Here is a 24075-nt window from a genome sequence, read left to right as displayed (position 1 = left end):
CGTAGAATGAGCGAAATGGAGATCAAATGAATCGAGGACCGAAAGGCCGCTACACGAAGGAGTTTCGCGAGCAGGCGGTGAAGCTCGTTCTTGTCGATGGACTGTCGCAGCGAGAAGTTGCGGGCCGATTATCTTTGTCGGTTAAAACGCTTGGCGCGTGGGTCGTTGCCGAGCGAAAAGGGACGCTAACGAAGGTAGGCGAGACGCAAAAGCCGCAGAGCGAGTTGGAGGCGGAATTGGCGCGGGTCAAGCGCGAGCTGGCGACGGTCACGATGGAGCGCGATATTTTAAAAAAAGCGACGGTCTATTTCGCGAAGGAGTCGCGGTGAGATGTGACCGGATCGAAACGATGCGACAGGACTACCCGATTTCCGTGCTGTGCCGTGTGTTTGAGCTAGGGGCCAGCAGTTTCTACGCTTGGCGCCGACGGCTCGACTCGCCACGTGCACAAGAGAACGCGCGCCTTGAAATCGAGATTGTAGCGGCGCACGAACGAACTCGGCAAACGTATGGGCGCGAGCGATTGCAGGCGGATCTGCTTGATCATGGCGTGTGCGTTGGCCTTCACCGCATTAGGCGCATTCGCACCAAGCTGGGACTGCGTTGCAAGCAGAAGCGCAAGTTCAGAAACACGACGGATTCGAAGCACGATTTGCCAGTCGCACCGAATTTGCTGGAACGCAACTTCGACATGAGCATGCCGAACCAGGCCTGGGTGAGCGATATCACGTACGTGTGGACAGATGAGGGCTGGTTGTATCTAGCCGGCATCAAGGATCTGTTCAACGGCGAGCTGGTCGGCTACGCCATGAGCGAACGTATGACCCGCACCTTGGTAATGCAGGCGCTATTTGCCGCGGTCGCACTTAAACGGCCCGCAGCCGGTTTGATCCTACATTCGGATCGTGGCAGTCAATATTGTTCGCATGACTATCGGGATCTAGCAAAGCAGTTCGGCATGACGATGTCCATGAGTCGCAAAGGCGATTGCTACGATAATGCGCCGATGGAAAGCTTCTGGGGGTCGCTCAAAAACGAACTCGTGCATCACCGCCGGTTCACGACGCGCGCCGAGGCCCGGCAGGCCATCACCGAATACATCGAGATCTTCTACAACCGGCAACGCAAGCAAGCCCGTCTTGACTATCTGTCGCCTGCTGCCTTCGTGCAGCGATTTTATAAAACGCGACTCGCGGCTTAACCCATTGCTCTCCACTATTGACGACCGACCTCAACCCTCTATGCGATCGCCCGACTCCATGGTGCAGCGATCAGGATTGAAGACGGTCACATAGGGACACTCTACGCCGGATATGCCAACGTGGAGCGCCGTCTTGAAGTCAAGATCGATATGGGTTCGGATGATTGGCCCAAGCCAATTCAAGCTCCTGTGTGCGTCTTCTGGACAACTCTTAGATGCGACGACTATTGCGACGCGGCCCTAATTGGGCAGACCCAAGTGCCAACGTGGAACACTTGGAAAGACCCTATCGAAGTAGGTCCGGGCAACAAGCTCCGGCTGCTCACATGAGCTGATCCGCCTCAGTATCCTTTGTAGAACATAAAACTTCGCAGCATGCAAACCCCTCCAAAGCGAAATCAGAGAACAGGCTATGGACACCCATCCGTCGAAAATGGAAATGCAGTTGCGGAAGCTCGCCAACGAATTGGGAGTGCTGCTCGACACAGACCCGCTTGCTGCCATCGAAAGAGCGCGAAATTTGAGCTGCCCGGGCGTTGACCAGCGAAATATCGATCTCCTTGCCGGAGGGACATTGGTTGACGCCGGCAGTGTTACCAAGAGCCAGACGGCGGTGAGCGATGGGGTTGCGATCTTCGAGCGACTGCTCGAGAGTGCACCAGAAAACTTCAGCGTCGAATACAACTTGGCTAATGGCTTGATGGCGCGGGCCAATCTCGCTTGGTCGCAATATCCAGAATGGTATCTGCAAACTGCAGTAGATCGCGCGAGGGCCCGCCGCCTTTACGGTAAGGTGGCATCTAATCCGCAAATTCACATCGAGCTGCGAACTCAGGCTTATACGAATCTGGGAAACGCTCTTTCGGATGCGTACAGGTACACCGAGGCATACGACCAATATTCACTGGCGCTCGAGCTTGACCCGTCCAATGGTGTCGCGCATGCTGTGGCGGCGCGTCTGCTACTCAAATCAATTAACCAGGGGGCGTGTGACGAAGCGGCCATCTTGGCTGTTGCCGCTCAACATCTCTCGATCGCCAACGACAATGCCGATCGCATTCGCGAGTTCGTCGGTGAATCCGGATTTCAGAAGCTAACAAAAACGTTGACGTTGAATCTGCCACCTGCCAGCCCACCAGATATGTCAAACGCAGATGAATATCAGCGTTTCGTTGCAAGACATCGCCTTTTCCTCACGGAAGCGATCGAAGGTTTGGACGTTTCCTTATTAAGATGGGATTCCTTGCGGATCGACGGAATATCAGAAGGGCTCGAAGCGACGGACGGCGTGCCCCCTTTGTTCGCCATGTTTAATGTTCTCAAGGCCGACTATCTGGCAGCAAGGCAAATCGCTTTTCTCGCGTTGAATGGCGAGGTGACGGAAAGTGGCAATTATTCGGATACGCTCGACTATGCGACCTATGGTGTTGAGCCGGCCGTGCTCACACTTGCTCAGCGCGCGTGCCTCGACCTTCTAGATAAGATCGCGGTACTTGCGAGCGCCTACCTTTCCTTGCCAGGCAAGCCACGCGACATATACTTCCACAAGACGTGGTTCGAAAAGCATGAAGCTGGCCGGCAGCTCCAGTGGAAGCAGTCCGTGCTTGACGAAATCACCGCCGGAAACACCGCGATTATTGCGATCTCTGAGTTATCGCTGGATGTACAGGTTGGAGGTTTTCTGGAGCACAAACGGGCAATGCGCCATTCATCGACGCACCGTTTCACCGTGCTTCACGAGATCGGCGACACGCCAAGCAGGAAAAGCCTCCACATCGATCACTACGCGCTTGACTATTTCAGGACCAATCTCATCGAGACTTTGCAAACTTCTCGCGCTGCACTTCTATACACAGCGCAAATGATAGCAATTCATGAGTCTATCCATGACGACGGGCGACCTAGGGTTGAGCTTATCGTCCCCGACCATGATTGGGTCATTGGAAGGGAAGCGCCAAGTCCCGGGAAGCCGCGTTCGAACTCGGCTAATCCTTTAGAAATGTTAGATACACCGGAGAAATGCTCCGATGGGAACCAAAATGATCTTCGACCGCTAACATCGAGCGGACGCGGCTCGACGGTAAACGGCAAGACGAAAGCGCTTTCGGCTACCTGAACATATCGAACCGTTCGGAAGCCGCCGCGGTGCGCCGCTTTCTTGAGTCATGCATTGACCGCTACCCGCCAGATCATCGACCGGAGCTACTTCAGCGCCTTCGAGAGTCAGACGTCCAATTTGCGTCGGCGACATTCGAACTGTTCCTTCATGCATGCTTCTTGCAAAGCGGTTGGACCGTCGAGATACATCCAGAAGTTCCTAACGGTAATGGCAAGCGACCCGACTTCCGCATCCACACGGACAGCGGTGACGCCTTCTACGTTGAGGCTACGCTTGCACGTGAGCTGAGCGACGCCGAGCTCGCGGCCGATCGTAGAAAAAATGAGGTGCTGCGCGCCATCGATGACATGCCTTCGGCCAATTTTTTGCTCGATATCGATGTCGAAGGAAGTCCCCGAACTAACGTGCCACGCAAAAACCTTCGACATCAAATCAGACGGTGGCTCCAGTCTATGGACGTCAATGTGGTCGAGCAGCAGATCAGAGATGAGCGTCCTCGAGAGGAGTTGAGGTATGAACACGACGGCTGGACCATCATCTTCAAGGCCATTCCGCGCAAGCACCCTGGACGCCCAAGCGGGAGGACTATCGGCATGCGCGGTTTAGGAATTCGATCGGTCAATATCGTCGATACTGTCAAGGCTTCTGCGAAATCGAAAGCAACACGCTACGGCGATATCGACCTTCCGCATGTTGTCGCTATCAAAATAGAAGAAGGCTTTGCCGATGTAACGCAAGAACGAGACGCCCTCTTCGGTCACTTGGAGTTCTGGATACCCCGCGATGCGTCGCTTGGAGAACATCGCATCGTCCGCCGACCCGACGGTGTATGGTATGGACCGCGGGGCCCTCAATGCACGAGGCTGAGCGGCGTCTGGCTATTCCGGCGATTCGACCCCTGGCATTTCGTCGCACGTGGATCCAATTTGCTTTACCTTAATCCTTGGGCTTTATTGCCGATTCCACACAGTGCATTACGCTTTCCACACGCGCTGGTGGAAGCCGACCATCTCGTCGAGCACGAAGGCGAAACGTTTGGCGATCTCTTCGATCTCCACGCTGACTGGCCCACGGAAGCCTCTGACGCTGACGGCACCGCGTGAGCTGGCGCGACGCGTGATTACACCGCTTTTTCCGAATGATCTCCCCTGGATAGGCGAGACTAAACAAGTGTCGGGGGTCGTGTGTGAGCGGACCGTTGGCACAGGCATGCGGGTACTCACCCAGCAGCCAAGGTCTCGGCATGCGACAGCAGATCGCCTTGCCTTCTCTTCGGCAATCGACCAAATAGGAGGATCAGACGAGCCAGTTCGGCGTCATCTGCATAGAAAAATGCCACCGGTACCCTGAGCACGGCTGCAAGACGATTGGCAAATGCGTAGTCCGCCTTATGGATACCGAGTTCGTATCGGTTTATGCGAGTGCTGGCCACAAAAGCGTCCAGGCCCGCCTCAATGCCAAGCTGTTTCTGCGACAGCCCGGCCTCAAGACGAGCCTCTTTCAATCGCGCTCCAAAGACGGACGAATGCGCCGCAGACATTCAATAATAGCTCGTTACAAACGAAGCTACGAATATCGTTGCAAAACGTCGCGCTAGATACTACGATTTTCGTAGCATCAAAGAGGCAAGGCGGCTGGTTTCAAAACCCGCAGTCGGTGGACATCGACCTTTTTCACAAGCAAAGCAGCAAATTCAGCGTTTTGTTGTTTCATCTCGCAGCAACCAACGAGTACAGGACGGAGACAATGTTGGACGAATTTTCACGATCCGGTCGCTGGGCCAATCTGAGCAAACAGGAGTATGACCAGCTGCTCACGCTCAACGAACAAATCGAACAGGCAGAGCGGTGGCTATATCGGCGTAGTCGTGACATGGTGACGGCGTACAGTCTGGCAGCCGCGCAAGCACGCCATGCCGACAACGGAAACTTAGATGAAGATGTAAATCTGATTGCTACCCTGCTGTTTCTGGTTCGGGAGGACCACCCAGCATTTCTCCTCGGGCAGGACAACATCCTCGCGCGGATGGACATTCCTATCTTGCCTGCAACAGGTTCCGACGAAAACTCATTGTATGCAGGCTTCAGCGCGGTATCTGACTCGGCTCAACGCCGCAGCGAATGGAACCCGCTCTTGCTGAACCTATACGAACGGGTTCTGCAGCGGGACACGGTAAAACTGCTGAGCATCGGGGCGCTGTGCATCGACGTCGCGCTCATCGAACAGCAATTGCGGTCCTGGTGAGCATTGGCCCTACGTTGAATATGCGCTGACTGACATTAGGATGTGCCGGGTCTGCATCCAACGGTTCCGTCCTCGCCCCCTTAGACAGGGACTCGTTGCAATCGCCAGACGACCGACTATATTTGGAAAGAGGATAGCGGGTTGTGTTTTGCCTGCAGATCCGCCTTCGACACGGTGTATTTCGCATCGCAGGAGAATGTAGCATGAGCATCCTAAACCTCGCTATCAGCTTAGGTATCCTATTTGGATTCGCCTTGGGAATCCGACTATTCAGCCACCATTGTCGGCAGCGGTTCGGCTACAGCTTCTTCACCATCCGCGGGTTCTGGCTAGCGGGGATCGCTATCAACTTCCTTTGGTGGGGATACTATTTCTGGGCAACCGCCCCATTGCGCCACGCACCATCATCCGGTGGATTTATCCTCATGGCGATGGGCATTGCCGTTGCTGCGTGGCTCATATACGAGAATGTCCGGGATACCGATCTAATGCACGGCGTCAGCGGCGCATCTCTTCAGCTCGTGTTGTTTTTCCCGGTGGCGCTCTACGGTATTCCGCTTCTTTTGATAGCCATGCTCTTCCTGCTCTTTGCGACATACAAGGGCGCGCCCGCGTGGATTGTCGATCCATAGCCACCTGAACATGAAGACATCGAGCATCGGTCGTCACGTCTTACGCCCGATCACCGGCACAGGAATCTGCCCCCGGTCATTGTCGGCAATGACGCAGCTTGCCGTTAGTGCGCAACACGATAAGCACGGCCAACGTCGTCCCCGCGTCAGCGATCGAAATCCGGACCGGGGTCGTCCGGCCGATTGTCACGCTCTGGCGGCATGCGCTCCGGTCGCGGAGGCTCTTTTTGCTGTGGACGATTGATGACCGTTGGCGCATCCCGTCGCACCGGCATGGCTTGCACGAAGTCGGCAATGCCGACTGCCATCTCACGATCGAGTCTCGCAGGGGACGCCGCCATCGCCTGTGCTATTTCCCGCCACGCGGCGAATACGCCATCATGAGACTGCCATCGTGCCTGTCGCTGCTCCGCATTTGCGACAGCCTGCCAATACATCGGCACTTCGCCTCGAGCTAGCATATGCGCGACGCCCTGTTTCGGGTAACGCTGCGTGACACCGCGCGTTCTCCGGGGTGTCGCATTCGCCTCGACGCCATGCGAGCGGAGCTGCTCAGCGAATCGCTCACGCCAGCGCAGCAGATCTTGCTTGCGCGGATTGAGCCGTCGACCATCTGGGCCCCGCACCTGCACGCTGAGGTGGACATGGGGATGGGCCTCGTCGTCATGTGCGGCAAACACATACGCGCGACCATCACCGAACTCGAGTGCCGCGAAATCGCGCGCAGCATCGCGCACGGCCTGCCGGTCCGTGCCTGGCGGCATCGAAAGCAGGACATTGAATACCTCACGACGATGACTCGTCTCCGGTATTCCCCACCCGCCGAGTTGCCAGGTTCGCGCAAGATCGCGGACAGCCTCGGCACCGGCAATCGGGTTCCCGTTCTGGTCTTCCAGTTCGACCTGTCCATTGCGCGAGATATAACGCAGATGCCGGCGCACCGCACCCATACCCTGGGCGCTCGACGCCTTATTGGTGATCTTGACCATCACCTCCGGTGTTCGCCTGAGCGTCCGGGTCAACAGATCGCGCATGCGCTTAGCTTCACCAGGCATGCCGGCGCGTGAAAGCCGCTGCGCACGAGCATGCTGGAACGACTCCTGAAACAGGCGGTCGCCCCAGTTCAGGAGCATCGCATCGATGTAGACCTTCGGGTAAGCCATGTCACCGGCTCCATCGATCAAGGTTCGTCCGAATCACGGCCGCCACGGCTCGCAGGTGCACGTCGATCTGGTCCCGGAGTGCTCTAAGATCGCCGCCCCCATTCGCGACCATGCGTACCGCGTTCCCTTCGCGCACGAGGTGTCCCAGCCACCGGCCGATCACGGCAAGCTGCTGGTTCGAGTCCGACAGCAGCCGCATCTCGTGCACGCCAAGCTGAGGTTCCCGCATCAGCTGCGCTCGGATCAACGCGACAATCCAGCGGTTACTGGTCAGGCCCGACGCCTGCGCGCGTTGCTCCACTACTTTCCGCTCTGCATGCGTTACCCTGATCTCGATTCGTATGCGAGGCTCGTTGATCGCGATCCAATCAACTTCTGATTCGGCCTGCAGGTCGTCAGCGTCAACATCCAGCGCCGCCGCAATCAGTTGCCGCACGCCCTCGCCAGGCGTCAGGCCGCGGCTCATACACCAGCGATTCCAGTCCGGCCGCATCCCTCCGAGTTCGACACACAGGCGCTCACGCATACGAGTATGCATAGGCATGGCTCCCCCTTAGCGTGCAGGCGAGGGATCGGCCGGCGTGCGCACCATCTCCCGCTCGATCTCGCGCATAGGGGCACGCCCGGCGGCCGGACGTGCCCGGCGATCGCGTTCAGACGGTGCTTTCGGATCGAAAACTCTTGGTCGCGGCACCGGAATACCCTCCCGGCCAAACGCATCCAGCATTTCTTCCGCGCGCTGCTGCACGCGCGCAATCGAACGCGCGCTGAACCCCTGCTCTCGCATGGCCCCGACCAATACAGCCAGGTTTAAAACCTTGTCCTCATCGGATACTGTCGAACGTCGACGCTCCTGACGGTCCTCGCGCGCTGGCGCGTTGGCAGGAGCCGTCGCTGTACCGGATGTGCGTTCGGGGCGCCCGTCAGATTCGACAGTCGATCGTTCACGCTGCACCACATCGACCTGCCAGGTGTTCCGGTAAACGTCCTTCTCTTTCTCCCCTACTACCGTGCCGTGGTCATCAGAAATCGGCACCTTGACCATGACGAGCCGCCGACCCAGATTTTCCAGCGTGACGTGCTGCCCAGGTTCGGCGCGCGACGCAAGCACGGCGCGTTCGAGATCCACGCCCCAGACGACGCGCTCGGCACCCCTCGTGTCGCGGAACACCACGTAGTACGAGTCGCTTCGTGCGGGGTTATGCAAATACGGCGCACGACCATGCTCGCGAAGTTCGCCGGCATACTGCCGCGGGGTCTCGGGCTCGTCACTGACCACCTGAGGTTCGGCCCGGTAGGATCGTGCCCGGTCTTCTGAGCGCGGAGATGCCGAGCGAGCAGCGCCACCAACGGTGTCGGCTGTTTGCGCCCGGAAGTCGGAAGCCTTCGCCGGTGTACCGTTATCGCCCGCGGGCGATTGCGTTCCGGCCGCTGGCGTCGACGCGTCAGCCTCGATCCGGTTTTTCGGCTGTGCCTGCCGGGCATCCGCAAGACGCGCGAGATCGGCCGCCTTCGGCTCATAGCCACTCACCTCGATGCCAAGCTGTGTGCCCCGCAGCCAAACTTCGCTGCGAAATGCCTCATGCCCGGATACGCGAATGCGCTGCCACGATTTGGCCGCCACCATGTCGACCATCGATTCCACCACGTCCGGTCGGTTGTGCTCGGTGACAAGGTACGGTCCCAGATCCTCAAACGCGAGCTGATACGGCGCATCCTTGAGGAAATACTGACTGCCCGCACGCAGGTAGCGCTTGCGCACACGTTCCGGTGGCTGTTCGAGCGGTGCGCGCGCCGTGACCTTATCGCCGGGCGGCACATCAGCGGCGGGGCGCTCATCAGCCTGCGGAGCCATTTTGGCGTCGTCGCGCACTGCCTGATCCCGTAAGCGCGCACGAGCCGTGTCGAACTCATGTCGGCGCCGGGCTGACACGGCATCCATGGCGGCTGCGTTCAATTGCCGCGTACGACTTGCATCGCCGGATTGTTCCATGGCGCCGGATAAGCCGTGTATATCCTGCTCGATCACGTTGACCACCGGGTCGGAAGACAAGGATGTTTCAGTCATGATGTGACCTCTTTCAGATCAAATACGATTCGTCATAGCCAGCGATACACTGAGACAGCTCAGCGGTCCGGCCCGGGAGGGTCTTGCGATGCCGCCCGCTCTTTTGACTGCTCCACCGCCGCTGCGCGAGCCTCGCGCACGCGTGCCCATGACCGCGCCTGCAACTGATCCAGCATCCCCTCAAGGTTCGGACTGAAGTTCAGTTCACGTGCAGACTTCTTGAGCGAGCCGACTGTGCGCTCAAGCAGGTCACGCGCGCGATCCCATGGATAGACTTTCGGCCTGTCTCCTTCGTATCCGATTTGCAGTTCCGATCCATTCAGGCGCGCGTTCTCATCCATCCACCTAAGCCGATCCGACACGAATTCCATCTGCTCCTTCGGATGGAAAACGACGCTGCGCGTTGCGACTTCTTGAATCAGGTAGTGCTCGGTGTTGAACACCTCGCCTTTATATGGGCCGCCGTTCTCGCGCGGTGTTCCCATGCGCAACGGTGTGCCAAAGCGGTGCTCGGCCAGCGCCCTGACTTCGTTGGGCACATCTGCCAAAGCGAACAATGGCTCGCCAATGGACGGACGCGTCGCCAATGGCCGCGTTGCTCCAGTTGCAGGTGCATTGGTCGCCGGGGGCAATGCGGAAGGCTCGGTCACTGCATGCTCGGCTCCAGCTGACGTGCTCGTCGGCGCGCGCGAGTCTGGCGGATCGGCCTGCTTCGGGGAACCACGCTTCGATGATGGGCGGCGCGATCCGCTCTCTGTGTCGTTCACAAGGGTTTCTTTCACACGGCTCATCATTTCCTCCTTCGGTTCGTCCAGTATTCCGTCGGCTGCCATAAACGCAGTCGACTCCAGCCCCTCGACCGCCGACTCGGCGTTGCTGAATGCGATTTCCCGCAGCCGATCGGCGACATGCCCCAAGCCCGACAGCACCGCCATGTCGTTGAAATCCGTCGGGGGTTTGTCGCCGATCCGTGCGCCCCCAGCGAATGCCGGCAGCGCCAGACGCGCGAGCGACTCTTGTGCCGCCTGTCGGGCCTTGGCTTCACCCGGCCCAAGATCCCCAAGGACCACCAGATCAGCATCGGGATATCGATTACGCACAATTCCAGCGACTTGAGGCAAGGTTCCACTCGACAGGGCGGCGAGCGCCACCCAGCCCGTCGCCCGATGCGCAGACAGCACGGTCGCCATGCCTTCGCCGATCAGAATCGGTGAGTTGAGTTCGCCATCAGCCGGCGTAGGACCTGCGATCCAGTACCCACCTCTCTTCACACCACCTGTCAGCGATGATTTACGGCCGTGTTCATCGATCAGCTCAAGCGTCGAGATCGCTTCGCCGATCCAGCACGGCACCAGCAGCACGCGTCCCATGAGCGGCTGCTCTTCACTCGCCGGAACGTAACCCAGCAATACATGCAGTTCGAGCGCCTCCAACTCGCGCAGTGACCGCGTCGGCTCGAGATGCTTGCAAACGAGATACGGGTGTTCCGGACCTACCGGTCGTGCCCACTGCCAGATTTCCTGTGCCTCCCGTGCCACCGCTGCGTGCCGGGCGTGCTGCCGGGCTTCGTCGCGCGCCCTGCGTTCGAGGACGTCAGGGTTCGGCGCCAGCGATGCCGTCATCCGGTCGGGATAGTGCATGCACTTCAGGTCGAAACCGTGCTGCCGCGCGAGCCAGAAGAGCGTTGCGAGCGTCTTGCCGCCGGACTCCTTTGCCGACCGCCAGGTGGTGCGCGCCGAGCGTTCGGTGTAATTGCCGGCCGTGCGGCTCCACTCGTCCCAGATCTCGAAGCCGGCATCGCCGAATCCATGCTTGAGCGCGAACGCCATGTCGACCCACGTGCCGTAGTCGTGCGCGGGAATGACAGACAATGCAGCTCGCACGCGCGCGGTTTCATCCACATTGACCGCGCTCATGGCCGCGCTCCCTGGATGGGTACGACATTCGATTCGGCGACTGACACAGGTCTAGGCTTCGCACGCGCGGATTTGGCTGGCACCAGTTCCGCCACATCAAGGTCCGCCACGGACAGCCGACGCGTCGCGCGCGCCACTCGGTTGGGCGGAACGCCCAACAACATGAAATGCCGCTCGACGTAAGCTACGGCCTCGTCCTCGCTCAGGTCGGAAAGCCTTTGTGGCAGGTCGCGCTGATCCCAGGCCTGCAGCACTTCCAAATACTCAGTCGGCAAATGGATGAAGCCAGTACCATCCGGATCGATCTCATCGGGCTGCACCTCGCGCAACCGCCGCTCTGCCTGAGCGCTGAAACGAGCGAGATTCATCGCAGGCACCGACGGCGCGGCCGATACGCGGGAGGCAAACACGGGATCGCGCCAGTAGCAAATCCGGTTGGCGAGTATCGGCTTGGTGTTCTCCAGCACGATGATTTCCTTGTCGCGACCGAGCTCCTTCAACTCCTGCGGCAACAGCAAAGGTCGGCGCTGCTCGGACACGCTCTCGCTTGATCCGCCTCGTCCGCCGAAGATCCCGCTCGACCGGCTGACGCTACGTGACTGATCGGTGAAGGTACCGAGCATCTCCGAATAGTCGTTCGCGTCCTTCTGCTCGCGCGGCGCAAAGAGAATCTGCATCGCGTGGTTCGTCAGGAACGTGCGCGCATCGGCCCGGCCGTAGACGGATTCGAGTTGCGCCACCGATTGCACGACGGAGAGCAGGCGCAGGTTATAGCCCGCCATGTAGGCGACCGAGCGCGCGATGATGTGGATCTTGCCGATCGCTGTCATCTCGTCGAGTAGCAGCAGGCACTGGAACCGGAGCGTGGGGTCTGCCTCGGGCAACTGTTTCGTATTGAGATTGACGAGCTGCGAGAACACCAGGTTCACGAGCAGCGCTGCCTCGGAAAGGTGGTCCGGTGTGATCCCGATATAGACCGTCATGCGGCGGCGACGCACGTCGCGCAGGTCGAAGTCGTTGGCGCTCGTCGCAGCATCGACGATCGGGTTCGCCCATATCGTGAGCGGCGCGTGGAAGGTCGCGAGAATGCTCGCGAGCACCTTGTCGTCATTCGACAGGAAGCGGTTCAGGGCGTCGACGCACGGCCCGGTCAGCAAATCCCGATGCTGGACGAGCGCACGCTGCAGATACGTCTTGACCGGCACGCCGTTGCCGGACGACTGCCGTAGCACCTCGCCCATCGTGACGGGATAGTCAGGGATGGATGCCCCTTTGCCTGTCCGTCTCGCATCTTTCCATTCGCACAACAGCAATACGATGCCGAGAAACAGGTTGCGCGCCTGGTCCTTCCAGAAGTCATCATGGCCACCCGGCGGATACAGGGCATAGCCGATCGCGAGGATGTCGCCCACACGGAAGAGTCCATCCGAGATCGCCGACAGCGGGTTGTACCGATGCGTGCGACCGTCTTCCGCGAACGGATCGAACAGATACACCTCCTGCCCGTGTGCACGTCTGAATCCTGCGGTCAGCGCATAGTTTTCGCGCTTGATGTCGAGCGCCACGACAGAATCGGGATAACTCAAGAGGTTCGGAATCACGATACCGACTCCCTTACCCGAGCGCGCGGGCGCGGCGAGCAGCACGAACTGCTGCCCGGCGAAGCGCAGATAACGACCTCGCCACACGCCTACGACGATGGCTGGGGTGTCTATGTTCATCTGCGCGTTCATAGCAACCCCACCGCGCGGATTTCAGCTTCGCTGGCAAACCGGGCACTGCCGTAGAGGCGCCGCCGCCCGGTACTCGTCACCAGCGAATACAGCCCCATCGCAGGGCCACCCACCGCGACGAGTGTTCCCAACAGCGCCGCACCTGCCAGACGCCGGCCACCGTTCCACTGACCGTCATGCCAGGCAAGCAACGCATCGGGCCAGCCCCACAGTCCTGCGTGAAGTGGATTCACCCGTAGGCTGGCATACAGGAAGAAGGACGCGAGCCACAGCGACGCCAGCAGGGCTCCGGCGAGAAGCGCCAGCGCAGCAACTGTGATTGCGGCCGTTCGCGCGTGATGCGCTGCGGCGTTGGCAGTGTCGGGGTAAGTCAGGGAGAGTCGGTTTGTGCTCATACGGCCCTCACGCGAATGTCGTGCGGGCCTTGCCCACCGGATCGAACCAGACTTCCGTCACGCTCCAGCGCTTGGCCGTCTGCTCACCCGCTTCGTTGTAGAGGGCATGCGCCTCCATGTGCGCCACCACATCAATGGTCAGAAAGAGCAGGCGCTTCAACGCCGCATCGTCGTAAGCTGCAGCTTCGGAGTGCTCTTTCGCCATCAACGCAAAGCGTTCGATCGCAACTGTGGCACTCGATGCGTGATAGCTCGTGATCGAACCCGAGTGTCCCGTTGTCAGGAGTTTCAGGAAGTCGTAGGCTTCAGCCCCACGCAGTTCCGCGAGCAGCACCCGGTCGGGGCGCATACGCATCGTGCTCGCGATAAGGTCGGCCGGTGTCACGCGCGCCTGACCGTGACCGCCCTTGCTGTACAGCAGGTGGACGCAGTTCTCGATGTGCCGGATGAAAAGCTCGCGCACATCCTCGATCGTCACGATTCGCTCGGTCGCCGGGATCGACCGGCACAGGGTCTTCATGAAACTGGTCTTGCCCGACCCCGTATTGCCGACGATCGCGATGTTGAGCTGCCCTTTTACAGCAAGCTCAAAGAACGCGCTCCAGTCCCGCGCTTCCAGACTCTGAACCAGCTTGCGATCTGCAGGGCGCAGCATGGGCAATGCCGCGTCGAGCCCATCCGGGCGATGCCAGACCGTATCGTCGAAGAGCCCCTCGTCGCGGTACGCGTCGAGCGTTTTCTCGCGTGCGGACGGGCGGCGGATCGTGATCGAGACTGTGCGCGGCGGCACGACCGGCGGCACAACGATCTGGATACGGGCATCACCCGGCAGCAATGCGGAGAGGACGGGATGCTGTGCCGAGACTTCCTGGTTCGTGAGCGTCGCGACGGCCACCGCAAACGACATCAGGCGCTCGTAATCGAGATCGGCGTAGTCGTAGCCATGCCAGCCGCGATGCGATTCGGTCAGCACGCGCTGTGGTCGGTTGATGACCAGTTCGGTAACGTCGGCGTCTTCCAGCAATCGCGCAAACGGGCGCATCAGCTCCCGCACGGATGCATCGTCGGGAAGCCGAGCCAGCACCGCGTCTCTCGACTGATCCTGCATGTCAGTACGGCTGATCATCGCGCACCCTCCGGCTGCAGCGCATAGACCGATCCGAAATCGAGATCCCGCGCCACTACGATCGTGAATTCGGCGCCCTGATTTTTTGTCAACGTCGGCGGGATGTTGATCGTGCTGTCGAGCACCCGTGTGGCCATGTCGTTGCCCTGCTGCTGCGTGTTCTCGTAGACGACGGAACCGTTGCTGTTGCCACCGCGCGTCGCCAGATAGCCGATGGCGTCCTGGGTCACTCCGAGCAGCATTGCCGCCCCGAAACGCGCGCCCCAGTGGTTGTCCACATAGCCGTCGATCCCCATGCGACCGAGCGCGTCGGCTGCAGGCGAATCGATCTCGACGGTCACGCCATGCGGCGTCTCGATACGTGCCGCCAGAATGAAGGTCCGTTTCTGCCCCGGCGAGAGGTTCGACCGATACTGGCTGTTGATCTGCGAGCCCCGTTCGATCAGCACCACGCGACCGTCGTCGGAGTAGACATTCTTGGTCACGGTGCAGGTAGACAGTCCCGCTTCGGTTGAATCGAAAGCGGTGTCGCCTGCGCAATCAATCTTGGCCCCCTGCGCAAGGACCAAGCTGCGGTTGCCGAGCGTGCCCGCCCGGACTCGCGGTGTGGCAGTTGGCGTCAGCGCCTGGGAGAGTGTTCCCGGTCCACCCTGTCCGGCTGTGCTGATCGGGCGCCCCGAGACGATTGCCGGTACCGACGAGGCACCTCCCGTGACACCATCCGAAACACCTTCCGCCGCCAGCGCGCCGGGTTCATTCGGCACGCTCCCCGCTTGGCCGCCCACTTCGGGCCTGCTACCCGTCGCAAGCAGCGGCGCATCGTAGTAGCTGCGTGCAGATATTGGATGCGCAACCGCTGCAGGCGATCGGACCACGGCCGGCACCTGCCCCAGTTCTGACGTCGGGACAGGCGCACTCGCCGCGGGCGATGCGGATGCCGCACTCGCTGCGACCGGACCATCCCTGAACACCCGGCCCTGTGTCGGCGTCTGCGCCATCGCATCCCGACGGGCTTTGTTTTCCGCATCGTGACGAGCAAGGAATGCATGGATTGTCCAGACCGCACCGCCGCCGGCCACAAGGATGACGATCAGGGGTGTCAGCCACCAGGCCCGCGGGCGCGCCCTCCGGTACTGTCCGAGAGCCGGCATGCCACGATCTGTGAACACATCGGACGTGCCAGCGGAATTGCGGTCGTGCCCTGCCTGGGTACGGTCGCCGGAATCATCCGGCTCGATTGTGTTGCGGGTATCGTCATTCATCGCCATGGCTCCGCAGGACACGCTTCACACCCATGACCGTCGTACCGTCATGGGGCGGCACGCCGTCCATGTCATACGCGTCGTTCCAGATACCGACGACCTCGTTGCCAAGACGCAGCACGAAGCGCTTCGCCACCTCGTGGACCACGATCGTGTCGTCCTCCATGTGCCTGTCGACCACGCTTTCGGTGCCGTCTTCGGCCACCCGGAAGATCGCGGGAATGCGCCGGTTGTTCGGAATGCGGATATACGTGAACCGGCCGTCATCCCACGCCGCCGTCGGCGCGATATCGTCCGAGTGCGACATGACCTGCATCGAATACTCGGTGTTACGCACCACGGGCGATCGGCCCAGGCGCTTGGCAACAATTTCCGCATCCGTTTCGGCGTGCGCCTGTGCTTTCACCTCGTCCGGGTACACGAACGTGATGCGATACATCTCGTCGCGGTTGCCAAACTTTGCTTTCACAGGAAGTACCATCAGATCGAAGCTGTAGCTGCGTTTGTTGGTACGAATCTCAAGGTTCGAGTCATGCGCGGCAAGCTGCGGCTTCAGGTACACGTCGTGATCACCCCTGTTCGCTACCACTTGCCAGCCGTCGCGGTCGCCGGGCGCCACGACCTGGATCTGCTCATGCGGATCGAGCGCAATATGTGTGGCAAAGCCACGCTGAGCCTGGATACGCACGACAGCATCGGGCGCATACACGATCTGTCGGACCCGCGAATCATCGGACCAGCCAGGCAGGTCATAGGCGCAAACAACGGGGCTCACCATCATTAGCCCGACGAGCCAGAGCACCATCAGAGAAAGCGATTTCATGGTGTACCTCCCACAGCCGTGGACGAGGCCGGCGGCGTGTATTCGGAATCGCGGCTATAGGCCGTTACCTTGAAGCCGAACGGGTTCGCAACAGCAACGCTTTCGCGAGTAAAGACTGGCGGCCGGTAGGTGTATGCGAGCGTGATCACGAAGCGCTGCGGGGGCTCCGTATTCGCGAGGCCGTTCTTGAACGTCGTGCGCTCGATGTGCACGACTGCACGACCCGGTTCGTCGGGCGGCAGCGTGGTTGAGATAATCCGCACGCGCCACTCAGTGTTAGGCCCGATCTCCCGGTCCAGCGCGTCCGGGCCGCTATACACGCCACGGTAGTCGCGCGCCACCACGTCATCGCTCATGGCTAGCACGCTGTCGTAATCCATTTGCAGCAAGCCCCAGTCGTAGCGCTCACGGGCACGCACATACGCCTCGACCCAGTGCTTATCTTGGATCTCCTTCGTATGGATGTGACGCGCGTCGAGCACATCGATGACTTGGGATTCGCCCGTCAGCCGATCAACCTCGATAGGTAAAGGCACAACCCGATAGAACGGCACCATGACGGCCAGCGCCATGACACTCAATACCGCCACGCCGGCCGCGCCGTAAGCGACATGCCAGGCTCGGCGCTCGGACATCTCCTGCAGGTGCGTGAGCGACGCCTCGATGTCGAGGACGTGTTCATAGTCGTCGGGCGGGCTCATCGTCCACCTCCTTCGGCCGGCGCGTCAGGCAATGCTGGCGAAACGGAGGCCGCCGGAACCGGCGGCTCGCGGTTGACGGGCGTGCTGTTGACGGGCACGCGGTGCAATCCGTCCGGCAGGACGGGCTTCGGTGGTCCCGAAGAGCAACCACTCGTAAGGACAACGAAATTCAAAGCAAGATATATAACGGGAAATTTGCGCATGATCGTGTCCTCAGTTTCCGAACGATGCCGGTACCATCTGATCCTGCAACCGGGTGGTGTTCCCCGCTCGGCTCAGCACCAGTTCGCTTTGCTGCTCGGCGACGAGCCTGTCTTCTGTCTCGGCCAGCATCCGGAAAAGCTGCAGCTTCGTCATCTCGTTACCGACCGCCGTGTTTTCGCTCTGGATGCGCGCCTGCAGTTCTGCCACGCCTTTCGGATCCTCGGTGACGTCGATCTGCTGCATCAGGCTCTGGATCTGGTTCAGCTCCTGCAACTCGGTCTGATACGCCTGCATGCCGAACGCCTTGTCCTGGAATGGCTTGTTCAGTGCCCGCTGGCACACCTGCTGGTCGATGCCGGCTTGGTCCGCGCAATTGTAGATCTCGCTCGCCGAACGTAGCGCCTGGGCGCTGCCCGTGAGCCCGGCGTAACCTCCTTTCTGGACCGCCGTATAGACGCTCTGCCAGTTCGATGGCAGCGAGTTCGCGACCACCGGATTGGTCAGGAGCGCGCCGAAACCGCGCGTGCCGACCGTGGACTGGTAGATCCGGATCTCCTGCTGAACCTGCTGCTCGAGCTGCGCCACCGTCGCGATCGCCTGGATCACGTTCTGTGCGTCGAATACTGGAATGCCCTGGGCGTAACCAACGGAGGAAAGCGTTGCCCACACGACTGCCGCACTGGCTACCTTGAATCGTCCTGTCATGATCGTCACCTCACACTCATCTGCTTTGTCCCAGATTGGCGCGCGCGACCCGCTGGTATGCGGGTAACGCGCCATTCCCCGAAGTTGTTCCACCGCCCCCCGGACCGCTTTGGCCGCGAATCTTGCCGCCGGAGCGCGGACCACTTCCGCCTCGGGTCAGCGCCTGTCCAATCGCGGTCGCAATGCGGCGCGATGCGACGCCCGCCACGAACGCGCCGAATCCGGATACGGTGGCTCCGCCCGATAGCCCTGACGCAACCGACGGCAATTGCCAGCCGACCATTGCCAGGAAAATCGCGGTCGCAAACATGCCGAGTGCCGCGCCCCACGCTGCCGACGCTTCCAGTGCTGCCTGACCCGCCGCAACGAGTGAGGATGCATTTGCACCGGGTGCTGACGTCGTCACCTGGAACGGGGCAAGCTCGGTTGAAAAGGCGGTCAGGGCCATACCCAGAAAGGCCGCCACCAGCACCTGCAGCAGGGCGTAGTTCGCGACCTTAGCGGTCCAGGCCTCAAAGAAGCGCGCAGTCGGCGCGAACGCGGCGCAGGCAATGAAGAGCGGTCCGATCCCGAGCACCAGATCGAGCAGCATGCGGCCCATCACGACTTCGAGTGCGAGCACGATCAAGAAAATCGATCCGCCAATCGCCGCCACGAACCCGCACACGATGTCGCCAATGGCGGCGGCAATCCCGCTGGGGCTTAAGCCCTCGTGCGTGGCCTTTTCCGAGTAGGCGTCCAGCACAAGATCAATCTGCTGGTCATAGCAGTCGAGCGTCTGGTAAATACTGGTGGCGCTCGCCGCCGTCACACTGCTGCCGCTAACCGATCCGCATCCGGGATTGCCACCACCCGTCGTGTTGGCCGCGTTCTGAATCGTCTGGGCGAGGCCCGACGTGGCGCCGCTCACCGCCTCCACCAGTTGCTGCTGGTAGACGCCGCTTCCGAGTGCAAACGCGAGAATGGAAGCGACCTTGAGCCCACGCCATGCAAAAGCGGGTACCGCCTCGTGCGCCTCGCCCCGCACGATGGCCAGTCCATAGGCAATGACCCAGATCGAGACGGCCGTGGTCACAACGGGAACGAGTGCGCTGGAGAGCGCCGACGACACGGTCGTGACGTAAGTCGACATGCCGTTCTCGAGCGTGCCGCCGATCGCGCTAAAGAGGCCGCTCATCGCGCACCTCCCTTCTGCGCCGCGCGACGTTTCGCAAGTTGGGCGTGGAAGACTGGCAACCAGACGTCAGGATTGCCCCCGACCTGCGCGCGGATCGTATCGAGCAGCTCCACGTTATCGGTCGTGCCGGACAACACGTCGAGCACATCGCCCAGCCCTCCGAGATCGAGCCGGCCGATGGCCGAGCGATGGCCCTGCTTGACCAGAAACATACGGCTGTTCTCGCCAAGGTGCCGGACGATGTTGAACTCGGCCTCGGTAAGCTTGAAGCCGTGCACGTAATCGTCGAAGTCTGCCCGCGGGTTCGGCAAAAAGAAGAACGTCGCGCTCTGCTCGATCAGTGCGCGCGCGATATCGCTGCGCAGCACGTCGGCTGGCGACTGCGTGTCGAAAATCCCCAGCCCGTTTTGCTTGCGGATCGTCTTTTGCTTATTTTTCGCGAAATCCGTGAAGACGGGGTCACCCAGCCGCTTCCAAAACTCCGTCATCACATAGATGAAACGTCGACCGTCGATCAGGCTTTCCGTCAGATGCAGCAGGTACATCGTGACGGGCGTCGACACTTCTGCATCGTCGAGCAGTTCGGTATCGTCAAAACCGAAGAGACTCGCGCGCGTGAGATCTACGCAATCGGCTGGATTGTCGAGCAGCCAGCCAAGCCGTCCGCCCACGCACCATTTAGCGAGCCGCGCGTGCAGGCTGTTCTCCCCCACATTCGGCAGCAGTTGCCGGACCATCGAGAGCCGTCGCAACGACTTGTCCATACGGGCGACTTGCCGCACTGCGCGTGAGATATCGAGCTCGTCTCTCGCGGACAGTGGCGCGCCCGTATCGACGAGCTTACGTACGAGCCGCTCCCAGAAGTCGAGCACCGATGCGTCGGGCATCAGTTGGAACGGATTCAGTCCGGTCGGCTCGCCACGGCGAAATACCGTATAGATGCCGCCCATCGCCCGGATGGCGATCTCGGTACCACGATCCTTGTCATACAGCACGGCGGTCAAACCAAACTTCATCGCCATGGCGAGCAGGAACAGCTCAAGCACCGTCTTGCCAGCACCGGCTTGGCCGATGATCTGTGTGTTGGCGAGTGCTTTCTCGTCGGCCGAATCCTGCTTCTCCGGCGTCACGTGAAAGTTCAGATACAACGGCTGGCCGCTCGGCGTCTTGACGATCGTGATCGCCTCGCCCCATGGATTGCCGTCGCGCTTACCCGTCGCGAAGTTGTGGAGGCTGGACAGGCCGCAGAAATTGCGGGACGTGAGCTTGGCCTCCCGTGGCCGGTAGCGCCAGTTGCCCGGTAACTGCGCGAACCACGCGGCGTCGGCCACGAGGTCGATCAGTGCCGTCTGAAAGCCCGCATCAGCCAGCTGCGTGCGGGCCTTTGCGACATGCTTCGATACGTCCTCAGGCGTATCGGCTAGCACGGCGAGCGAATAGTGATATTCGCCCAGCACGAAATCGCCGTTGATCAGATCGTTTAGCGCCTGATCCATCGCCTCGACCTGGGAGATGGCCATATCCTCTCCAGCGATAAGCTGGTTGCGCTGCCGCTCAAGCGCTTCCTTCGCACTGGGCTTGTCGAGAATGGTGAAGCTCTGCGTTTCGATATATTCGAAGTCGCCGTACAGCAGACCGTTAAGCATACCGGGCTCGGTTTCCTCGGGATAATCCTTCAGGTCGAGCAGCGCAGCGTGCCGCGTTGCGGCCGGCATGCGGATCTCGACTTTTTCAACGCCAACAAAGAGGCGTGAAGTCGGCAACGCTTCGCGGATAGGACCAGCGGGAACAGATTCCGGCTCCCAGACGCCATTGACGAGGTAGCCGAGCAGTTCCAGCGCCGACGAGAACCGACGGGACCGCTTCGTGTTCGGGCTCGACTTGCGATAGACCCCGAGCGCCACGGGATCGTAGGGTTTCAAGCTTGACTCGACCTGAGCGGCGAGTTCGTCCATGAGCTTGAGCGCTTCCTGCTGGTCGCGCCGGATGTCCTCGCGCGTACGGCGCGCGGCGCGGCTGAAGACACGCCCGACTTTTGTGCGGTGAGGCCGGTAGACGAGGGTCAGATAAAGCTCGTTGGCCATCATCCGGTATCCGGCGAAGCTCGCGTAATAGCGTGTGGCGAGCTCCTGGCAGAAGCGATTCCCGTAAGGTGTGGCGAAGTGGTCAGAGACACGTCGGCGCAAACGATGCGACCAGAGTGCCACGTGCCCGCCAGGCAGAGCCCGCACCAGTTGATTGAACCCGTCGTGACGCACAAGGATGTCAGCCGGATCAGCGGCTTCGAACGCGATGCCCGCCAGTTTCCATATCAGCAGGTAATCGCCTTCGCGCGTCTTGATAATGCGGTCCGTGACATGAGTCGAGTATGGGATGGTGTCGGCGAGCGCAACCTCCCGGTTCGCAACGCGGCCGTATTTCAGGTTGGCCGGCATGTCACGCCCTCCTCTTGAGCCGGACAGGCAGATAGGCGTGGCTGCCCCAGAAGCGACGATTGCCCTGACGGACGACCAAACGCAGGCGCAGTGCGTATTGCGCGAGGCGCTGGTCGTCGCGGCGCGTGATGACGCGCATTGCAACGAACACCGGAATCATCAGGAACAGCATCCCGACGCCTAGCGGCGGACTCCCGAGCAGCGCCCAGATGGCTGGGATCAGCATGCCACCGCTAACTATGAGGAGTGGTACGAGCGGTACGCCCCAGAGCATCGCGGGTCGGGTACATCCCTTGAAGACGGGATCCCTAAGTGAATTTATAGATGAGTTCATAAGCGGGTTCATGAGTGGATTTATGATTCGTTGCCTCGGATCAGGTCGTCGGAATCAACATGCCGGCGATCACCGTCGCGCAACCAACGAAGACACCACCGATAAACACGTTCGCGATGTCGCCGAAGCGGGCATGCTGGAACATCATCCGGAAGCCCGCCCAAATGATCGAGATCGAGCAGATCACGCCACCCACGCCAAGCAGGGTTGTCTGGATCGTGCTCAGGAGCGTGTTAACTTGGGACAGTTGTGCCCAGGCAGGAGAAGCCACCAGCAGTGCCGCGCACGTGGCAACGGTGCGTCGTATCGCACGGTTGCTGCCACGAACCGTTTTTTCGGAAGACGAATTACCCCAACTGCTAATAAGTAATACTAATTTCATGATGAACTCCTATCCGTTTGAGATGACGCTGCTAGCGTTGGGGGGCCGGGCTAGAACACCACGGCACTACGGGTTGAATCACCGTCGGGTCTACTGGGTACGATTTCCGATGGTTCCGACACCGGATGTCTGTCCGGTTGAGATCTCAGCGGCCGGGTAGACATTCCGGAGTCGACTGGGACAACGGGAATTGGGGTAATGGGCGGCACGACGACAGCCGTCGATGATCGCGCCACCGTTCCTGCGCTATCGACCACGCTCTGCACGTAACCGGTGCGATAGCCCGTGGAGAAATTTCCACTGGCATAGCAGGACAAGCTCGCGAAGAGGACCGACTGCGAGTCACTCGGCGTATCGGTTCGCGCACGCCGCGCCCGTTCGAAACAGCCCTGCAGGATCGCGGCGCCCGCGGCCAGGTTGCGGCATGGGTCAAAGGCGCTTTGCTCGCTCAATCCATATCGAGCCCAGTTCGCACGGTTGATCTGCGCGAGTCCTACGCTGAAGTTCCAGCCACCGGCAGCGAGTGCATGCGTCGTAGCTACCGCCTCGGCCAAGCTCGCCGGCTGACGCACCAAGCGGCCGCGCACGACGCCAATCGCATACGGGTTAAAGCCAGACTCGGTGCGGACGATAGCCGCCATCGTGACCAGTGAAACTTGGGGTGCGCACTGCTGCGCGAGCGTGATGAAGTCGAACGGGAGCATCACGGGCCTCCACCGCCGAAGTTGTTTTGCTGTTCGGTCTGCCTCAGAAACAGCGCGGCGGACTGCGACGGGTCATACGGCACCTGGGTGCAGCCCCCTCCGTAGAACTCGGTGATCGTGCGGTCCTGTCCGCTAACATCCCACCAGACGCGCGTGTAGAGTTGATCGTTGATATCGACATTGATCGCCCCGGTAGCACGGCACAGCAGTTCGCTTTGCTCGGGACCGCCCCAATACAGGAAATCCTCCCGGCAGTAACCGCCGCTCGCGAAGGTGTCGGTCGCTGACGTCCCATGCGAGCCACCGACACCAAAATCACAGGTCGGAAAGGGGTCACCATGGCGCAACGCGCGCCAGAGCTTCTCTATTGGTGGCACACACGCACTGTATTGTTCGGGGCCACCGGGATTGGACAGGCAGAGGAGCACCTGGCATCCCCAGTCGTCGGCATGGGCCAGGCCCGGTGCCAGAATCGACGTGCCGCCGATCAACGCCAAGGCAAGCGACCACCGGCGCAGGACGCCGCTCACCATTTGCACCCGCCACACCGCCACTGCCAACTTGAACTGTTTCATGATCGGCTTCCATCCATGCAGCACCGACGTGTGCAAACGGAAGCGAGAAAAAGGAACCCGCGGCGCCGGGAGGCTAACCGCGGGCTCAAGGGGGATCAGTCGGGAGAAAACAGGAAGCCCGCGAATGCAGGTTCCGGTCGTGATACATCCTCTATACACGCATCCGTTTTTACGTC

General features: G+C 60.6%; 23 protein-coding genes. 5 read left to right on the top strand and 18 right to left on the bottom strand.

Annotation, left to right across the window (positions count from 1 at the left end; translation table 11 throughout):
- Window positions 1–26: 26 nt before the first annotated feature.
- The 3 genes from AXG89_RS20885 (at window position 27) to AXG89_RS42225 (ending at window position 4423) form a co-directional block, all read left to right on the top strand.
- Window positions 27–1201 (top strand): IS3 family transposase gene (locus tag AXG89_RS20885; RefSeq protein ID WP_119024612.1). Its coding sequence is split into 2 segments (ribosomal slippage): window positions 27–300 and window positions 300–1201, totalling 1176 coding nucleotides; the frame shifts between segments, so codons are not numbered across the junction.
- A gap of 412 nt (window positions 1202–1613) precedes the next feature.
- On the top strand, window positions 1614–3317 hold the full coding sequence (locus AXG89_RS20880; protein ID WP_062172253.1) for an LA2681 family HEPN domain-containing protein: 1704 nt from the start codon (window positions 1614–1616) through the stop codon (window positions 3315–3317).
- Window positions 3318–3346: 29 nt separating this feature from the next.
- Window positions 3347–4423, top strand: coding sequence for a hypothetical protein (locus AXG89_RS42225; protein ID WP_162916092.1), 1077 nt, complete (start codon window positions 3347–3349; stop codon window positions 4421–4423).
- Between the two features lie 116 nt (window positions 4424–4539).
- Here the strand turns inward: AXG89_RS42225 and AXG89_RS20865 are convergent, their stop codons facing one another.
- The gene (locus AXG89_RS20865; RefSeq protein ID WP_062172246.1) at window positions 4540–4860 is read right to left on the bottom strand and encodes a helix-turn-helix domain-containing protein; all 321 of its coding nucleotides are present in this window, start codon (window positions 4858–4860) and stop codon (window positions 4540–4542) included.
- Between the two features lie 38 nt (window positions 4861–4898).
- On the opposite strand from AXG89_RS20865, the gene AXG89_RS20860 reads away from it, so the two are divergent.
- Window positions 4899–5564 (top strand): hypothetical protein, encoded by a 666-nt coding sequence (locus AXG89_RS20860; RefSeq protein ID WP_062172245.1) that lies wholly within the window; start codon window positions 4899–4901, stop codon window positions 5562–5564.
- Between the two features lie 203 nt (window positions 5565–5767).
- Complete coding sequence (locus AXG89_RS20855; RefSeq protein ID WP_062172243.1) at window positions 5768–6196, top strand: hypothetical protein; 429 nt, start codon at window positions 5768–5770, stop codon at window positions 6194–6196.
- A 146-nt stretch (window positions 6197–6342) separates the two neighbouring features.
- On the opposite strand, the gene AXG89_RS20850 is transcribed toward AXG89_RS20855, so the two are convergent.
- The 17 genes from AXG89_RS20850 to AXG89_RS20765 form a co-directional block, all read right to left on the bottom strand.
- Window positions 6343–7359: a relaxase/mobilization nuclease domain-containing protein gene (locus AXG89_RS20850; protein WP_062172242.1), complete on the bottom strand. Its 1017-nt coding sequence runs from the start codon at window positions 7357–7359 to the stop codon at window positions 6343–6345.
- Between the two features lies 1 nt (window position 7360).
- Entirely contained in the window at window positions 7361–7897 is a 537-nt protein-coding gene (locus AXG89_RS20845; RefSeq protein WP_069638403.1) for a plasmid stabilization protein, read from the bottom strand.
- A gap of 15 nt (window positions 7898–7912) precedes the next feature.
- Window positions 7913–9412 (bottom strand): LPD7 domain-containing protein, encoded by a 1500-nt coding sequence (locus tag AXG89_RS20840; protein ID WP_335671963.1) that lies wholly within the window; start codon window positions 9410–9412, stop codon window positions 7913–7915.
- Between the two features lie 74 nt (window positions 9413–9486).
- Entirely contained in the window at window positions 9487–11343 is a 1857-nt protein-coding gene (locus AXG89_RS20835) for a PriCT-2 domain-containing protein (RefSeq protein ID WP_062172237.1), read from the bottom strand.
- Window positions 11340–13076 carry a type IV secretory system conjugative DNA transfer family protein gene (locus AXG89_RS20830; protein WP_062172236.1) on the bottom strand — a complete coding sequence of 579 codons (1737 nt, stop codon included), beginning with the start codon at window positions 13074–13076 and terminating at the stop codon, window positions 11340–11342. The genes AXG89_RS20835 and AXG89_RS20830 overlap by 4 nt, the downstream gene beginning before the upstream one ends.
- Window positions 13073–13471 (bottom strand): hypothetical protein, encoded by a 399-nt coding sequence (locus AXG89_RS20825; RefSeq protein ID WP_062172235.1) that lies wholly within the window; start codon window positions 13469–13471, stop codon window positions 13073–13075. Before AXG89_RS20825 ends, AXG89_RS20830 begins: the two co-directional genes overlap by 4 nt.
- 7 nt (window positions 13472–13478) lie before the next feature.
- Window positions 13479–14597, bottom strand: a complete 1119-nt coding sequence (gene virB11, locus AXG89_RS20820; protein WP_062172233.1) for a P-type DNA transfer ATPase VirB11 — start codon at window positions 14595–14597, stop codon at window positions 13479–13481.
- Window positions 14594–15859 (bottom strand): type IV secretion system protein VirB10, encoded by a 1266-nt coding sequence (gene virB10 / locus AXG89_RS20815; RefSeq protein WP_062172622.1) that lies wholly within the window; start codon window positions 15857–15859, stop codon window positions 14594–14596. The genes virB11 and virB10 overlap by 4 nt, the downstream gene beginning before the upstream one ends.
- Window positions 15852–16682 carry a P-type conjugative transfer protein VirB9 gene (gene virB9, locus AXG89_RS20810; RefSeq protein WP_062172232.1) on the bottom strand — a complete coding sequence of 277 codons (831 nt, stop codon included), beginning with the start codon at window positions 16680–16682 and terminating at the stop codon, window positions 15852–15854. The genes virB10 and virB9 overlap by 8 nt, the downstream gene beginning before the upstream one ends.
- Window positions 16679–17383, bottom strand: coding sequence for a virB8 family protein (locus tag AXG89_RS20805; RefSeq protein WP_062172231.1), 705 nt, complete (start codon window positions 17381–17383; stop codon window positions 16679–16681). The genes virB9 and AXG89_RS20805 overlap by 4 nt, the downstream gene beginning before the upstream one ends.
- 213 nt (window positions 17384–17596) lie before the next feature.
- Complete coding sequence (gene virB5, locus AXG89_RS20795) at window positions 17597–18292, bottom strand: P-type DNA transfer protein VirB5 (RefSeq protein WP_062172621.1); 696 nt, start codon at window positions 18290–18292, stop codon at window positions 17597–17599.
- 16 nt (window positions 18293–18308) lie between these two features.
- Window positions 18309–19469, bottom strand: coding sequence for a type IV secretion system protein (locus AXG89_RS20790; protein ID WP_062172229.1), 1161 nt, complete (start codon window positions 19467–19469; stop codon window positions 18309–18311).
- Window positions 19466–21904 carry a VirB4 family type IV secretion/conjugal transfer ATPase gene (locus AXG89_RS20785; RefSeq protein ID WP_062172228.1) on the bottom strand — a complete coding sequence of 813 codons (2439 nt, stop codon included), beginning with the start codon at window positions 21902–21904 and terminating at the stop codon, window positions 19466–19468. The genes AXG89_RS20790 and AXG89_RS20785 overlap by 4 nt, the downstream gene beginning before the upstream one ends.
- Window position 21905: 1 nt before the next feature.
- Window positions 21906–22226 carry a type IV secretion system protein VirB3 gene (locus AXG89_RS20780; RefSeq protein ID WP_162916105.1) on the bottom strand — a complete coding sequence of 107 codons (321 nt, stop codon included), beginning with the start codon at window positions 22224–22226 and terminating at the stop codon, window positions 21906–21908.
- 52 nt (window positions 22227–22278) lie between these two features.
- Complete coding sequence (locus AXG89_RS20775; protein WP_062172226.1) at window positions 22279–22620, bottom strand: TrbC/VirB2 family protein; 342 nt, start codon at window positions 22618–22620, stop codon at window positions 22279–22281.
- A 50-nt stretch (window positions 22621–22670) separates the two neighbouring features.
- Window positions 22671–23324, bottom strand: coding sequence for a lytic transglycosylase domain-containing protein (locus AXG89_RS20770; RefSeq protein ID WP_062172224.1), 654 nt, complete (start codon window positions 23322–23324; stop codon window positions 22671–22673).
- Window positions 23324–23899, bottom strand: a complete 576-nt coding sequence (locus AXG89_RS20765) for a hypothetical protein (protein WP_062172222.1) — start codon at window positions 23897–23899, stop codon at window positions 23324–23326. Before AXG89_RS20765 ends, AXG89_RS20770 begins: the two co-directional genes overlap by 1 nt.
- Between the last annotated feature and the right edge of the window lie 176 nt (window positions 23900–24075).

Source organism: Burkholderia sp. PAMC 26561 (genome assembly GCF_001557535.2).
Taxonomy (GTDB): Bacteria; Pseudomonadota; Gammaproteobacteria; order Burkholderiales; family Burkholderiaceae; genus Caballeronia.
The sequence above is the reverse complement of the archived record's forward strand: the minus strand, read 5'-3'. Positions and strand labels throughout refer to the sequence as shown.